Consider the following 14,430-nt stretch of genomic DNA (forward strand, 5'->3'; position numbering starts at 1 on the left):
CTCGACACCCCGCACCAGGCCGATGGTGCCCTCCTGGATCAGGTCCAGGAGTTCCATGTTCCGCTTGGTGTACTTCTTGGCGACGCTGACCACCAGACGCAGGTTGGCGGCCACCATCCGCTCCTTGGCGCGGCGCCCGGCGTGCAGGCGCTTGCGCAGCACCTCCGGCCGCAGGCCCGCCGCCGCCGCCAGCTCCTGCTGGCTGGGCTCGCTGCCGCCGGAGCGCATCTTCAGCTCCTCGCGCATCTCCTCGAGGGCCATCAGCTCCTGCACCTGGCGGCCCAGGGTGATCTCCTGCTCATGGCTGAGCAACGGCACCCGGCCGATGTCCCGCAGGTAGGAACGGACCAGGTCGCCGTCCACCGGCGGCATGGAGCGGCCGGAGGAGGCGCGGACCACGGCCTGAACCGTGTCAGAGACCTGGATCGTCTCGGCGATCTGGACCGTGTCGGAGGTCGAGGGCTGGGCGAAGGCGAGGGCGACGACCATGGATCCGATCCATAACTGTCTGTAAAGCGTAACATCACGAAGTGTGAACTCCTCTCACAAACGGGAGTGCCGCAAAAGCCCGTTCCGAAGGGGATCCAGGGCCGTCGCAGGCCCCAGCGCCGGCGCTGAACCGCCGGTGCCGATCAGCCAGTGCCGAGCCGAGGCAGCAGCAGCTGGGCGGTCCTGAGGTAGATGAAAACGCCGGCCACGTCCGTGGCCGTGGTGATGAACGGGGCCGACATCAGGGCCGGATCCAGCCCCAGGCGGTCGAACAGCAGGGGCAGGGCCGCTCCGGCGGTGGCGGCCAGGGTGGTGATCGCCACCAGGCTGATGCCGGCCGAGGCGGCCACCAGTGGGCTGCCACCCATGGTCCAGGCCCAGGGCACCACCACCACCGCCAGCAGCCCGCCCAGCAGGGCCCCGGCCACCAGCTCCCGGCCGATGGTGCGCCAGGGGCCCAGGGACTGCAGTCGCTGGGTGCTGAGACCCCGGATGACCACGGTGGAGCTCTGGGCGCCCACGTTGCCGCCGGTGCCGATCAGCAGCGGGATGAAGGCCGCCAGGAGCACCACCTCCTTCAGCACGTGCTGCTCGGAGGCGATCACGGCCGAGGTGCCGGTGTTCGCCACCAGCAGTACCAGCAGCCACACCACCCGGCGCCGGGCCACGGTGAACAGGTTGCTGCGGAAGTAGTCGTCCTCGTCGCCGGCCTGCACGGCGCCGGCCGCATAGAGGTCGCGGGTGGCCTCCTGCTGGATGACGTCGATGACGTCGTCAACGGTGACGATGCCCACCAGCCGCTGCTCCCGGTCCACCACCGGCACGGCCAGGAAGTCGTAGCGCTGGATCACCCGGGCCACCTCCTCCTGGTCGGTGTCGGTGCTGACGCTCATCACCTCCCGGGTCATCACGTCCCCGAGCCGGTCCTCCGGATCCGCCGTCACCAGATCCCGCAGGGACAGCATGCCGCTGAGGTGCCGGGAGGCATCGGTCACGTAGAGGCTGTAGATCGTCTCCGTGTCCCGGGCCCGGCGACGCACGATGTCGAGGGCCTGCTGGGCGCTGTGGAATTCCTTGAGGTCGATGAACTCGGTCGTCATCAGGCGACCGGCGGTCTCGGCCTCGTAGCCGAGCATCTGGGCGGTGACCCGCCGCTCCGCCGGGCTCAGCTCCGCCAGCAGCCGCCGGACCACCTTGGCCGGCAGTTCATCGAAGAGCCGCACCCGGTCGTCCGGGGACATCTCCTCCACCAGCTCCAGCACCTCGCCGGAGCGCAACCGCTCCAGCAGGCTCTGCTGCACCGATCCGTCGAGGTACTCGTAGACCTCGATGGCCTCGTTCTTGGGCAGCAACCGGAAGGCGAGGGCCTGCAGCGTGCGCGGCAGGGTGCCGATCGCCTCGGCGGAATCCACCGGCTGCACGGGTTGCAGCAGCAGCTTGGCGCCGTCGTAGTTGCCCGCCTGCAGCAGACCCTCCAGCTGGCGGGCCACCACCTCGGCGACGGCGGAGGCCTCAGCCATCGCTCCTCGGATGCCGGTGGGTACGAGTGTATGGGCTGAGCCGCTAGGGTCCGCGGCGTTCTCCCCCTCCCCAGGAACCCATGGCCGTCAACGTGAGCGACGTGGTGGTGCGCACCGCCGCCGGCCAGGAGCGCCGGCTCGGCGAGTGGGCCGGCCAGGTGCTGCTGATCGTCAACGTGGCCAGCCGCTGCGGCTTCACCCGCCAGTACGCCGGCCTGCAGGCCATCCAGGACCGCTTCGGCCCCCAGGGCTTAGCCGTGCTCGGCTTCCCCTGCAACGACTTCGGCGCCCAGGAGCCTGGGACCCTCGACGAGATCCAGCAGTTCTGCTCCACCACCTACGGCGTCGGCTTCGAGCTGTTCGACAAGGTGCACGCCACCGGCTCGAAGACCGCCCCCTACGACACCCTCACCCAGGCCGAACCCGCCGGCGACGTGGCCTGGAACTTCGAGAAGTTCCTGATCGGCAAGGACGGCACCGTGGTGGCCCGCTTCAAGAGCGCCGTGGAACCGGACGGGGCCGAACTGACCGCCGCGATCGAGAAGGCACTGGCGGCCTGAATCAGCCGGGCAGCCAGCCCCGGCTGGCCCGGCCGTCGGCGGTGGAGGTCTCCACCCGCAGCCAGCGGCGGCCGCCGGGCTCCAGCCATTCGCGCAGCACCCGCAGCGGAGCGCCGGTTTCAAGGCGCACCAGCACCGGTGCCTGGCAGCGGGGGGCGCAGTGGAGGCCGAGGCTGCCGCTGCTGATCAGGGGCTCGGCCTGGCGCTCCCGACGCCGCACCTCCGGCAGGCGCCGCTCGCCGCCGCCGGCGGGCAGGGCGGCGGGAGCCATCAGGGCGAAACCCAGAAGGGCGGCCCAGCGCCAGGCCGGCACTGGCATCACAGGGCGCGACCGCATCAGATGTCGAGCTGGGCAAAATCCAGCTCGGCGCTGTGGGTCTCGATGAACTCCCGTCTCGGAGCGACCTTGTCGCCCATCAGGATCGTGAAGATGCGGTCGGCCTCGAGGGCATCCTCGATCTCGACGCGCTTCATCATGCGGGTCTCCGGGTCCATGGTGGTTTCCCAGAGCTGCTTGGGCATCATTTCGCCGAGGCCCTTGAAGCGCTGGATGTTGTAGTTGGCCTTCTCGCCGAAGCCTTCGAGCACCTTCTTGAGCTCGTTTTCGTTGTAGCAGTAGTTGTGATTCTTGCCGCGCTCCACCTTGTAGAGGGGCGGGCAGGCGATGTAGATGTAGCCGCCTTCCACCAGTGCCTTCTGGTAGCGGTAGAAGAAGGTGAGCAGCAGGGTGCGGATGTGGGCGCCGTCCACGTCCGCGTCCGTCATGATGACGATGCGGTGATAGCGGAGATTCTTCTCCTCGAAGTCCTCGCCCTTGATGCCCAGGCCAAGGGCCGTGATCAGGGCCTGGATCTCGGTGTTCTTGTAGATCTTGGCGTCGTCAGTCTTCTCGATGTTGAGGATCTTGCCGCGCAGCGGCAGGATCGCCTGGAAGCGGCGGTCGCGGCCCTGCTTGGCGGAGCCACCGGCCGAGTCCCCCTCAACGATGTAGATCTCCGATTCGCTGGGATCGCGGGAGCTGCAGTCGGCCAGCTTGCCGGGCAGGGTGGAGCTCTCCAGCACCGACTTGCGCCTGACCAGCTCCCGGGCCCGGCGGGCGGCCTCGGCGGCATTGAAAGCCTGGATCGCCTTCTCGAGAATCAGATCGATCACCTGGGGGTTGAATTCCAGGTATTCGCCGAGCGCCTCACCCACCGTGGTGTCGACGATGCCGCGCACCTCGGTGTTGCCCAGCTTGGTCTTGGTCTGGCCCTCGAACTCCGGATCCGGCACCTTGACCGACAACACGGCCGTGAGACCTTCACGGATGTTCTCCCCGGCCAGGTTGGTGTCGGCGTCCTTGCGCTTGCCCCGCTTCTTGGCGAACGTGTTCAGGGTGCGGGTGAGCACCGTCTTGAGGCCCTCGATGTGGGTGCCGCCGTCGACGGTGCGGATGTTGTTGGCGAAGCCCAGGATGCTGTCGGAGTAGGCATCGACGCACCACTGCAGAGCCGCCTCCACCTGGACGCCGTCCTTGGTGGCGTTGACGTAGATGATCTCGGGATGCAGCGGATCCTTCTCCGCATTCATGTAGGCGACGTACTCCCTGATGCCGCCTTCGTAGTGGTAGATCTCCTCGTGGGCCGCACCATCGGCGCCGGCGGCGGCGCTGCGCTCGTCGCGGAAGACGATGCGGACACCGCCATTGAGATAGGCGAGCTCCCGCAGCCGGGCCGAGAGGGTGTGGTAGTCGAACTCGATCCCGCCGCTGAAGATCTCGATGTCGGGCCGGAAGCGCACCGACGTGCCGGTGTGGGCGTCGGGGGCGTCCTCGGAGGCGAGGGTGCCGATCGGCAGGCCCCGCTCGAAGCGCTGGCGGTGGACCTGGCCCTGGCGGTGGACGGTCACCTCCACCCACTCGCTGAGGGCGTTGACCACCGAGATGCCGACGCCGTGCAGGCCGCCGGAGACCTTGTAACCGCCGCTGCCGAACTTGCCGCCGGCGTGGAGCACGGTCAGCACCGTCTCGAGGGCGCTGCGGCCGGTGCGGGGATGGATGTCGGTGGGGATGCCGCGGCCGTTGTCGGTGACGCTGGCGGAGCCATCCCCGTGCAGGGTGACCAGGATCTCGTCGCAGTGGCCCGCCAGGGCTTCGTCGACCGAGTTGTCGACGACCTCATAGACGAGATGGTGGAGACCCCGGGGCCCGGTGGTGCCGATGTACATGCCGGGCCGTTTGCGCACCGGCTCCAGGCCTTCCAGCACCTGAATCTGTTCGGCGCCGTAGGCCGCTTCGACTTTGATGGCGTCGCTCATTCAGAAAAGGTCTCCCCAGGGGGCTGACAAGGGCGGCGAATCCCAGGGGCAGTGGGGCGAAGCGGCTCCCAAAGGACGCTTCGCAAAGGTCAATCTACCACCGCCGTCCCGTAGAGCCCCAGAGGCGCCTCTGAGAACCGATTTGGATCGGGGGTGCAATCACCGCCTGCGTCCCCCTCCGGCAGGATGGCCCGATTCCCCTGTCGCGTCCGGCCTGCGGCCGCCGCTCCCGACCCCCGTGGTGTCCCTCCCCGGCGCCGATCTCCCCCTGGTGATCGCCCTGCTGGGCCCGACGGCCAGCGGCAAGACCGCCCTGGCGATCGAGCTGGCCGAAGCCCTCGACCTGGCCGTGCTGTCGGTGGATTCGCGCCAGATGTACCGCCACATGGACGTGGGCACGGCCAAGCCCAGCGCTGAGCAGCGGGCCCGGGTGCGGCACGAGCTGCTGGATCTGAGCGACCCCGACCGGCCCCTCACCCTGCAGGAGTTCACGGCCCTGGCCACCGCCGCCATCGAAGCGGAGCATCGCCGCCGCGGCGTGGCCCTGCTGGTGGGGGGCAGCGGGCTGTACCTGAAGGCCCTGCTGGCCGGCCTGCGGCCGCCGGCGGTGCCACCCCAGCCGGCCCTGAGGGCCCAGTTCAGCGCCCTGGGCCAGCCGTTCTGCCACCAGGTGCTGCGCCAGGCGGATCCGGTGGCGGCCGGTCGCATCGCCGCGGCGGATGCGTTCCGCACCAGCCGGGCCCTGGAGGTGCTCTACGCCACCGGCAGGCCCCTGTCGGCCCAGCAGGGCCTCTCCCCTCCCCCCTGGCGGGTGCTGGAGCTGGGCCTGGATCCGGCCGACCTGCCCCAGCGCATCCAGCGCCGCACCGCCGCCCTGTTCGCCGGCGGCCTGGTGGAGGAGACGGCGCAGCTGATCGAGCGCTTCGGGGCCGACTGCCCCCTGCTGGAAACGATCGGCTACGGCGAGGCCGCCCGGCTGCTGCGGGGTGAACTGGAGCCCGACGCCGCCGTCGCCCTGACGGAGCGGCGCACCCGGCAGTACGCCAAGCGCCAGCGCACCTGGTTCCGGCGCCAGCACCGTGCGCTCTGGCTGACGGACGCCGCCGCGGCCCCGGCTTCGGAGGCGGATGTGCTTCAGCGTGCCCTGGGGGCGGCCACGGGCGGTTTATGGTGAAGGCCTAACCGCCCCTGTGAATGCCTCCCCGTCCCCGTTTTGATCGCCGTGCTCCCGTGCGGGAGCTGCCCAACATCAACGACCGCATCAGCTACCCCAACCTTCGTGTGGTGGATGCGGACGGCAGTCAACTGGGAGTCATCACCCGAGAGGCGGCCCTCGATGTCGCCCGCGACCGGGAGCTGGATCTGGTCCTGGTGAGCGAGAAGGCCGATCCCCCGGTCTGCCGGATCATGGATTACGGCAAATACAAGTTCGAGCAGGAGAAAAAGGCCAAGGAGGCCAAGAAGAAATCGCACCAGACCGAAGTCAAGGAGGTGAAGATGCGCTACAAGATCGATTCGCACGACTATCAGGTGCGCATCGGTCAGGCGGTGCGCTTCCTCAAGTCCGGCGACAAGGTGAAGTGCACGGTGATCTTCCGGGGCCGGGAGATCCAGCACACGGCCCTGGCCGAGCAGCTGCTTTACCGCATGGCCAAGGACCTTGAGGAGAACGCCGAGATCCAGCAGCCCCCCAAGCGCGAGGGCCGCAACATGATCATGTTCCTGAGCCCGCGCAAGCAGGCGGCCGGCAAGACGCCAGCCACTGCGGCCAGCTGAGGCGCTCGGGCTGAGCCCCCGTCGGTCTCCTGGCGGAGCACGTTTTCAGCCTCCCGCCCGTTGCCTGTCGGGCCCCAGCTGCCCCTCGAACGTCTCCAGCAGCAGCGACCAGCCAGCCGCCGCCGCAGCGGGGTGGTGGTCGGCTCGGGCCGCGCACATGAAGCCGTGGCCCCCCTCCAGCAGCACCAGCCGGTGGGGCCGACCGGCCGGCGTCGCCGCGCAGCGGGCGGCATTGGCCGCGCCCAGGGCCGTTTCGATCGCCGCCACGTCGGCGGCCGGGATCAGGGGATCCTCCCGGCCGCAGATGCACAGCAGGGTGCCGCCGATCGTCGGCACCAGCTCGAGGCTGGGCGGGCCACCCCCGGGGCGGCCCGCAGCCACGCCGGCCCCGTAGAAATCCACCGTGGCGACCACCGCCGGGAGGCTGGCCGCGAGCAGGGCGACGTGGCCGCCGAAGCAGAAGCCCACGCACCCCAGGCCTCCGGCAGCGGCCGCGGGGGGCAGCTGCTGCTGCAGCCACGCGGCCGCCAGGCCCACATCGGCGAGCAGCTGGTCGGTGCGGGTGCGCTCCTTGTGGCTGCGCCCGAGGGCCAGCGCATCGGGGCCGTAGTCCAGCTCCAGATCGGGGGCGGTGCGGGCGAACAGGGGCACCGCCAGCGCCGCGTAGCCCGCCGCCGCCAGTCGCTCCGTCACGCCCCGGATCCAGCCGTTGAGGCCGAACACCTCCGGCAGCACCAGCACACCGGCACGGGGCGGCCCGTCGGCGGGCCGGGCCCACCAGCAGCGCAGCGGCACCTGGTCCGGGCGGCGGGGGTCGATCGACTGCCAGGAGGCGACGCAATCGGAGGGGGACAAACCGGCACAGGGCAACCGGCACATGGTCGTATGCCAACGAGGGAATTGTCACGGGCCCCAAAGCTCCGTAGGGTGGCGGCCAGACCCCCCGGCCACACTGGCGTGCGATTCCATATTCAGCAGGAGAGCGACATCCCGGCGTCGACCCAGCTGTACAACCAGATCTGCTTCGCCATCGCCGCCCGGCACTACCCACCGGGGCACCGGCTGCCGAGTACGCGCCAGCTGGCCATGCAGACCGGCCTGCACCGCAACACGATCAGCAAGGTCTACCGCCAGCTCGAGACCGACGGCGTGGTGGAGGCCATGGCCGGCTCCGGGATCTATGTGCGCGACCAGCAGAACCCGCGTGAGATCAAGCCGCCGCCGGGCCTGCGCAGCAAGGCCCTGCCGGACATCGACCGGGAGGTGCGCCAGAGCGTCGACGGCCTGCTCAACGCCGGCTGCACCCTGCAGCAGGCCCGGGAGCTGCTCACCCGCGAGATCGACTGGCGGCTGCGCTGCGGCGCCCGGGTGCTGGTGAGCACCTCCCGCGAAGACATCGGTGCCTCGATCCTGATCGCCGAAGAACTCAAGCCCAGCCTGGAGGTGCCCGTCGAGGTGGTGCCGATCGAGGAGCTGGAGTCGGTGCTGGAGACCTCCAGCAAGGGCACGGTGGTCACCAGCCGCTACTTCCTGCAGGAGGTGGAGCAGATCGCCAAGGTGCACGGGGTGCGGGCCGTGCCGGTCGACCTCAACGACTTCGGCCACGAGCTGGGCATGCTCAAGGAGCTGCGCCCCGGCAGCTGCGTGGGCCTGGTGAGCATCAGCCCCGGAATCCTGCGGGCCGCCGAGGTGATCCTGCACAGCATGCGGGGCAACGAACTTCTGGTGATGACGGCCAATCCCGACACCAGCAGCCGCCTGCTGGCCCTGCTGCGGGCCTCCAGCCACGTGATCTGCGACAAGCCCAGCCTGCCCCTGGTGGAGCAGACCCTGCGCCAGAACCGGGCCCAGCTGATGCGCCTGCCCATGGTGCACTGCGCGCAGAGCTACCTCGGCAGCGCCACCATTGACCAACTGCGCAAGGAGATCGGCCTCCTGGCGGCCTGACGGCTGGAATCCATGCTCGAAGCACTCCGGGCCGACCTGGCCATCATCCGGCAGAGGGATCCGGCCGCCCGGGGCACCCTGGAGATCCTCCTTTGCTACCCGGGCTTCCACGCCCTGGAGCTGCACCGCGTCAGCCACCGCCTCTGGCGGATGGGGCTGCCCCTGATCCCCCGGCTGCTGAGCCAGCTGGGCCGGCTGTTCACCGGCGTGGAGATCCACCCGGGGGCCCGGATCGGCCGGGGTGTGTTCATCGACCACGGCATGGGCGTGGTCATCGGCGAGACCAGCGTCATCGGCGACAACTGCCTCCTGTACCAGGGCGTGACCCTCGGGGGCACGGGCAAGGAGCACGGCAAGCGCCACCCCACCCTGATGGACAACGTGGTGGTGGGGGCGGGCGCCAAGGTGCTGGGGGCGATCACCGTGGGCACCAACACCCGCATCGGCGCCGGCTCGGTGCTGCTGCGCAACGTGGGGGCCGACAGCACCGTGGTGGGCATCCCCGGCCGGGTGATCCACCAGGCCGGGGCCCGCATCGATCCCCTGGCCCACTCAGCCCTACCGGATGCGGAGGCCTCCGTGATCCGCAACCTGATGGAGCGAATCGACAGCCTGGAGAACGACGTCAACCGGCTGCAGGCCTGCCTGCAGGAGGTGGCCGCCGGCCGGCCCCTGAACGAGCCCTGCGGCGGCACGGCCCAGAACCTGCGCGACCGGGAGATCCTGGAGTTCCTCGGGGAAACCGCGAACGGCGAGGAATCGTCCCTCAGGCCGTGACGGCCTGGGGCACCTGGGGCTGGAACATGAACATCGAATAGATCACGTTGCGCCGCATCTGGGTCATCATCTCCAGGAACATGTCGTAGCCCTCGTTCTTGTATTCGATCAGGGGATCCTTCTGGCCGTAGCCCCGCAGGCCCACCGATTCCCGCAGGGCCTCCATGGCCTGCAGGTGCTCGCGCCAGAGGGTGTCGATCTGCTGCAGGATGAAGAAGCGCTCCGCCTCCCGCATCAGGCCCGGCCGCATCTGCTCGATCTGACCCTCCTTGATGTCGTAGGCATTGCGCATCTGCTCCTGCAGGAAGGCCTTGAGCTCCTCCATCGACAGGCCGCTGACCTGGTCGGGGGACAGATCCGCCAGCAGGTAGATGAACTCCTTGACCTTCTCCACCAGGCGGGTGAGATCCCACTCCTCGGGCGGCAGATCCGGGTTCACGTAGGCCTCGACGATGTCGTCGATGGTGCGCTCGCCGTAGCCGATCACCTGCTGCTTGAGCTCCCTTCCCTCCAGCACCCGGCGCCGCTCGGTGTACACCGCCTTGCGCTGGTTGTTCATCACCTCGTCGTACTCGAACACCTGCTTGCGCATGTCGTAGTAGTACGTCTCCACCTTCTTCTGGGCCCCCTCCAGGGAGCGGGTCAGCATGCCCGATTCGATCGGCATGTCCTCCTCCACCCGGAAGGCGTTCATCAGGCCCGCCACCCGGTCGCCGCCGAAGATGCGCAGCAGGTTGTCCTCCAGGGACAGGAAGAAGCGGGTGCTGCCGGGGTCGCCCTGGCGACCGGCCCGGCCGCGCAGCTGGTTGTCGACCCGGCGCGACTCGTGGCGCTCGGTGCCGATCACGTGCAGGCCTCCGGCGCTGCGGACCTGGGCCTCCTCCTGCTTGACCACCACGTCGTACTCGGCCCGCACCTGGGCGATCAGTTCCCGCAGCCGCTGGATCTGGGGATCGTCCGTGGGGGCCTTCTCGGCCGCCTGGGCGATGCGATCCTCAAGCTCGAGCACGGTCAGGGCGCGGTCGCCCCAGGCCGCCACCAGCTCGCGGGAGAAACCGGAGAGGGCCTTCTCCGTGTCTTCGGAGAGGCTGCAGGGATAGAGGTTACCGATGGCCCGGGCCTCACTGGCCGGCCTGGAGCTGGGGGCCACGGCGCCGCCGAAACCGGCCGGCGCCTCGGTGGAGCGCTGCAGGGGCACCGGGGGACGGTGGCCCTCCTCGGGGCGCACCAGCCGGGGCAGCAGCACCTCCCTCAGCTTGAGGCGGGCCATGTAGTCGCTGTTGCCCCCCAGGATGATGTCGGTGCCCCGGCCGGCCATGTTGGTGGCGATGGTGACGGCGCCGGCCCGGCCCGCCTGGGCCACGATCTCGGCCTCCCGCTCCACGTTTTCCGGCTTGGCATTGAGCAGGTTGTGGGGGATCGCCTGCTCCTGCAGCAGCGTGGAAAGCAGCTCCGACTTCTCGACGCTGGTGGTGCCCACCAGCACCGGACGGCCGCTCTTGTGCACCTGGGCGGTCTCGGCGGCCACGGCCTGCCATTTGGCCGTTTCGGTCTTGTAGACCTGATCGGGCCAGTCGGAACGGGAGCGGACCCGGTTGGTGGGCACCACGGCCACTTCCAGCTTGTAGGTCTTCTCGAACTCCACTTCCTCGGTCTTGGCGGTGCCGGTCATGCCGGCGAGACGGGGGTAGAGGAGGAAGAAGTTCTGGTAGGTGATGCTGGCGAGGGTCTGGGTCTCGGGCTGGATCGGCAGGGACTCCTTCGCCTCGATCGCCTGGTGCAGGCCGTCGCTCCAGCGGCGCCCGGGCATCACCCGGCCGGTGAACTCGTCGACGATCACCGCGTCGGAGTCGCGCACGATGTAGTTGACGTCCTTGACGAACAGCTCCTTGGCCTTGAGGGCGTTGTTGATGAAGTGGGCCCAGGGGTCCTGGGGGTTGAAGAGGTCCTGGACGCCGAGCAGCTGTTCGGCCTTCTGGTAGCCCTCGTCGGTGAGGGTGACGTTGCGCTGCTTCTCATCGACCTCGTAGTCGCCCTCGGGATCGATGCCGTCCTTGCCCATCTCGGCGGCGCGCTCCAGCTCCGCGGCGATCCGGGCCGCCTGCATGTACTTCTCCTGGGGCCGCTCGATCTGGCCGGAGATGATCAGGGGGGTGCGGGCCTCATCGACGAGGATCGAATCCACCTCGTCGATGATGCAGTACTGAAACTCGCGCTGCACGACCTCGGCGATGTCGCTCGCCATGTTGTCGCGCAGGTAGTCGAAGCCCAGCTCGGAGTTGGTGGCGTAGGTGATGTCGCAGGCGTAGTTGCGGCGCCGCTCCGGCGGGCTCATGTCCTGCTGGATCAGGCCGACACTGAGCCCCAGGAAGCGGTGGATCTGGCCCATCCACTCGGCGTCGCGGCGCGCCAGGTAGTCGTTCACCGTGACCACGTGCACCCCGCGGCCGGTGAGGGCGTTGAGGTAAGCCGGCAGGGTGGCCACCAGGGTCTTGCCCTCGCCGGTCTTCATCTCGGCGATCTGGGCGTTGTGGAGCACCATGCCGCCGATCAGCTGCACATCGAAGTGGCGCATGCCCAGCACCCGCTTGCCGGCCTCCCGCACCACCGCGAAGGCCTGGGGCAGCAGCTCATCGAGCAGGGCCTTGCGGCGGGCCGCCGTCTCGGGCTTCTCCAGCTTCTGGCGGAACTCGGCCGTCAGGCCCCTCAGCTCCTCGTCGCTGAGGGGCTCGATCTCCTCCTCCAGCAGATTGATGTCGGACACCAACGGCTGGTAACGCTTCAGCTTGCGGGCATTGGGATCACCCAGCAGCAGCTTGAGCATGGAGTTGGCCTGTCCGTATTTTCTTACCCTACCATCGCAAAACCGTGGCCGAGAGCGAAGAATCGTGCTGCTGCAAGGGTTCTCGGCGTCTCCTTCGCCGGGGATCCGCACCTGGGGAGCCCACCGAGCAGGATTCGCAGCTGATGCGCCCCACCCCGGTCCGTTGAGCAGCGCCCCCCCCAGGCCCGAGGCCCCCTCCCTCGCCCCGATCCGGCTGGTCCGTCACGGCCGGCTGCGGCTGCGCCTGCGCTGGCGACTGGCGGCCCTCGGCGCCCTGCTCGATGGCCACAGCTTCTGGGCCACCGGCCGCCGGCCCGCCCAGCTGGGGCGGATGCTCAGCGGCAGCCAGGTGGTGGTGAGCGCCTGGCAGGCGGGCACCCTGGTGGGCTTCGGCCGTGCCACCAGTGACGGGGTGTTCCGCGCCGTGCTCTGGGACGTGGTGGTGGCCGAGGACCAGCAGGGCCGGGGGGTCGGCCGGCGGATCGTCGAGACGCTGCTGTCCAGCCCGGAGGTGGCGGCGGTCGAGCGGGTCTACCTGATGACCACCACAGGGGAAGGCTTCTACGAGAAGCTGGGCTTCAGCCGGGTAGACAGCCAGCGGCTGATGCTGAGACAGACAAGCGGATGAAGAGATTCGAACTCTCGACCCTCTCCTTGGCAAGGAGATGCTCTACCACTGAGCTACATCCGCAGTTCGGCCCTTGGCCGGCTCGAAGCATGCCCCATGGGGGGCCCCTCGGTCAAATGGGGACGCCGGGACCGGAGCCGGCGGTCGGGGGAGAACGGCGGCAGCGCCCATAAAGTCGGGCGGTGGCGGTGGCGGCAAGGCATGTGGTGGCGGACTCCCTGGCTGAGACAGCGACGGCTGCTGCTGGGGCTGGCCCTGTTCGACACCCTGCTGCTGCTGGGGACCTACAACAGCCTTTTTCTGCAGCGGTTCGACCGCTGGGCCGGCATCACGGGCTCGATCGTGGGCCTGACCCTGCTCTGGGTGGGAACCTCCTACCTGCTGGGGCGCTACTCCAAGCCTGACCAGGGCCAGCGGGATTCCCAGCGGCGACGGCTGGGCGCGACCGCCGTGGTCGCCCTGCTCGTGCTCGCCGTCGTCGTCGTGGGTCTCAACTGGGGCCTGAAGGTGGATGATCCGCGGACGTTCCGGAACTTCATCCTCCCCCTGCTGGCGGCGGTGACGCTGGCCTCAGGAACGGCGCAGCTGGTCGTCACCCGGCTGCTGAGCCGCCGCCAGGCCTGGCTGCTGGTGGGGGAGACGGAGGAACTGACGGTGGTGCGGCGCGAGCTCGAACGGGACGGCGGCCACACCCAGCTGGATCTCCACTACTACGACTGCCGTGCCCTCGAGCCGGCGTTCGAGACCATCCTGCTGACGGTCGACGGCATCGCCGTGAGCGAGGCGGCCGAGCTGAGTGACGTCCTGCTGCAGAAACTGCTGGCGCGGCGCGAACGGGGCGCCAGTGTCTGCAGCCTCGTCATCTGGGCCGAACACCACCTCCAGCGGGTCCCGCCGGAGCTGTTCTCGAGCCGCTGGCTGCTGCAGGCCGACGGCTTTGAACTGCAGCCCAACCGCTGGGGATGGCGGCTCAAACGCATGGGGGACCTGATCGTCGCCAGCCTGCTGCTGATCATCACGGCGCCGGTGCTGCTGGTCTCCGCCCTGGCGATCCGTCTCGAGGGTGGCGGAGGGATCCTCTACCGCCAGGTCAGGACAGGTCTCTACGGGGAGGCCATCGAAGTCTGGAAGCTGAGGACCATGTGCGAGGAAGCGGAGGCACGGGGTGCCCGCTGGGCCTGCCGCGACGACCCCCGCGTCACGCGGGTGGGAAAGCTGCTGAGACGGCTGCGCATCGATGAACTTCCCCAGCTGATTGCCGTGCTGAAGGGTGAAATGAGCCTGATCGGCCCGAGGCCGGAGCGGCCCGAGATCGAAGACACGCTGGAGCAACAGATCCAGCACTATCGCGTGCGCCACTGGGTGCGTCCCGGTCTCAGCGGATGGGCGCAGGTTTGCTATCCCTATGGCGCCAGCATCGAGGACAGCCGGATGAAACTCAGCTACGACCTCTATTACCTGCGCAATGCCAGTCTGATGCTCGACACACTGATCCTGATCAAGACGATTCGCCTGCTCGCCAGAGCCAGGGGCGCCCAGCCGGATGTGCACTCCCGGGCCTCCATGGCCCGGTTCAAGGCCCTTCCTTGAGTCTCAGGGGATCGGCGGCCCGTA

At 69.0% G+C, this 14,430-nt stretch carries 13 protein-coding genes and 1 tRNA gene; 7 read left to right on the forward strand and 7 right to left on the reverse strand.

Going from position 1 to position 14,430, the window contains the following annotated elements; translation table 11 throughout:
* Positions 1-372, reverse strand: a 372-nt coding sequence (locus KUG38_RS04290) for a sigma-70 factor domain-containing protein (RefSeq protein WP_286195672.1), incomplete at its 3' end; no start/stop codon positions are given.
* Between the two features lie 260 nt (positions 373-632).
* Positions 633-2,009, reverse strand: coding sequence for a magnesium transporter (gene mgtE, locus KUG38_RS04295; RefSeq protein WP_216919328.1), 1,377 nt, complete (start codon positions 2,007-2,009; stop codon positions 633-635).
* Between the two features lie 80 nt (positions 2,010-2,089).
* Here mgtE and KUG38_RS04300 point away from each other — a divergent pair, with 80 nt between their 5' ends.
* Entirely contained in the window at positions 2,090-2,569 is a 480-nt protein-coding gene (locus KUG38_RS04300; RefSeq protein ID WP_094584275.1) for a glutathione peroxidase, read from the forward strand.
* Position 2,570: 1 nt separating this feature from the next.
* On the opposite strand, the gene KUG38_RS04305 is transcribed toward KUG38_RS04300, so the two are convergent.
* Both KUG38_RS04305 and gyrB read right to left on the reverse strand, forming a co-directional pair.
* Entirely contained in the window at positions 2,571-2,888 is a 318-nt protein-coding gene (locus KUG38_RS04305) for an SH3 domain-containing protein (protein WP_216919330.1), read from the reverse strand.
* Positions 2,889-2,905: 17 nt separating this feature from the next.
* Complete coding sequence (gene gyrB, locus KUG38_RS04310; RefSeq protein WP_216919332.1) at positions 2,906-4,864, reverse strand: DNA topoisomerase (ATP-hydrolyzing) subunit B; 1,959 nt, start codon at positions 4,862-4,864, stop codon at positions 2,906-2,908.
* Between the two features lie 238 nt (positions 4,865-5,102).
* Between gyrB and miaA the strand changes: the two genes are divergently transcribed.
* Positions 5,103-6,038: a tRNA (adenosine(37)-N6)-dimethylallyltransferase MiaA gene (miaA, locus tag KUG38_RS04315; protein ID WP_216919334.1), complete on the forward strand. Its 936-nt coding sequence runs from the start codon at positions 5,103-5,105 to the stop codon at positions 6,036-6,038.
* A 20-nt stretch (positions 6,039-6,058) separates the two neighbouring features.
* On the forward strand, positions 6,059-6,640 hold the full coding sequence (infC, locus tag KUG38_RS04320; protein WP_094584272.1) for a translation initiation factor IF-3: 582 nt from the start codon (positions 6,059-6,061) through the stop codon (positions 6,638-6,640).
* 45 nt (positions 6,641-6,685) lie between these two features.
* Here infC and KUG38_RS04325 read toward each other — a convergent pair whose 3' ends face one another.
* A complete protein-coding gene (locus KUG38_RS04325) occupies positions 6,686-7,495 on the reverse strand; it encodes a dienelactone hydrolase family protein (protein ID WP_286195624.1) in 810 nt (269 codons plus the stop codon).
* A 102-nt stretch (positions 7,496-7,597) separates the two neighbouring features.
* On the opposite strand from KUG38_RS04325, the gene KUG38_RS04330 reads away from it, so the two are divergent.
* Both KUG38_RS04330 and cysE read left to right on the forward strand, forming a co-directional pair.
* Positions 7,598-8,587 carry a GntR family transcriptional regulator gene (locus KUG38_RS04330; RefSeq protein ID WP_015109798.1) on the forward strand — a complete coding sequence of 330 codons (990 nt, stop codon included), beginning with the start codon at positions 7,598-7,600 and terminating at the stop codon, positions 8,585-8,587.
* Positions 8,588-8,599: 12 nt separating this feature from the next.
* Complete coding sequence (gene cysE / locus KUG38_RS04335) at positions 8,600-9,364, forward strand: serine O-acetyltransferase (protein WP_216919338.1); 765 nt, start codon at positions 8,600-8,602, stop codon at positions 9,362-9,364.
* Here cysE and secA read toward each other — a convergent pair.
* Positions 9,354-12,188, reverse strand: coding sequence for a preprotein translocase subunit SecA (gene secA, locus KUG38_RS04340; protein ID WP_216919340.1), 2,835 nt, complete (start codon positions 12,186-12,188; stop codon positions 9,354-9,356). The genes cysE and secA overlap by 11 nt on opposite strands.
* 163 nt (positions 12,189-12,351) lie before the next feature.
* Between secA and KUG38_RS04345 the strand changes: the two genes are divergently transcribed.
* Entirely contained in the window at positions 12,352-12,816 is a 465-nt protein-coding gene (locus KUG38_RS04345) for a GNAT family N-acetyltransferase (RefSeq protein ID WP_216919342.1), read from the forward strand.
* Here the strand turns inward: KUG38_RS04345 and KUG38_RS04350 are convergent.
* Positions 12,808-12,879, reverse strand: a tRNA-Gly gene (locus KUG38_RS04350). The two genes, KUG38_RS04345 and KUG38_RS04350, sit on opposite strands and share 9 nt — an antisense overlap.
* 138 nt (positions 12,880-13,017) lie before the next feature.
* Here KUG38_RS04350 and KUG38_RS04355 point away from each other — a divergent pair.
* The gene (locus KUG38_RS04355; RefSeq protein WP_286195626.1) at positions 13,018-14,406 is read left to right on the forward strand and encodes an exopolysaccharide biosynthesis polyprenyl glycosylphosphotransferase; all 1,389 of its coding nucleotides are present in this window, start codon (positions 13,018-13,020) and stop codon (positions 14,404-14,406) included.
* Positions 14,407-14,430: the final 24 nt, after the last annotated feature.

Origin of the sequence: Synechococcus sp. CCAP 1479/9 (genome assembly GCF_019038535.1) — a bacterium.
In the GTDB taxonomy this organism is placed as follows: domain Bacteria; phylum Cyanobacteriota; class Cyanobacteriia; order PCC-6307; family Cyanobiaceae; genus Cyanobium.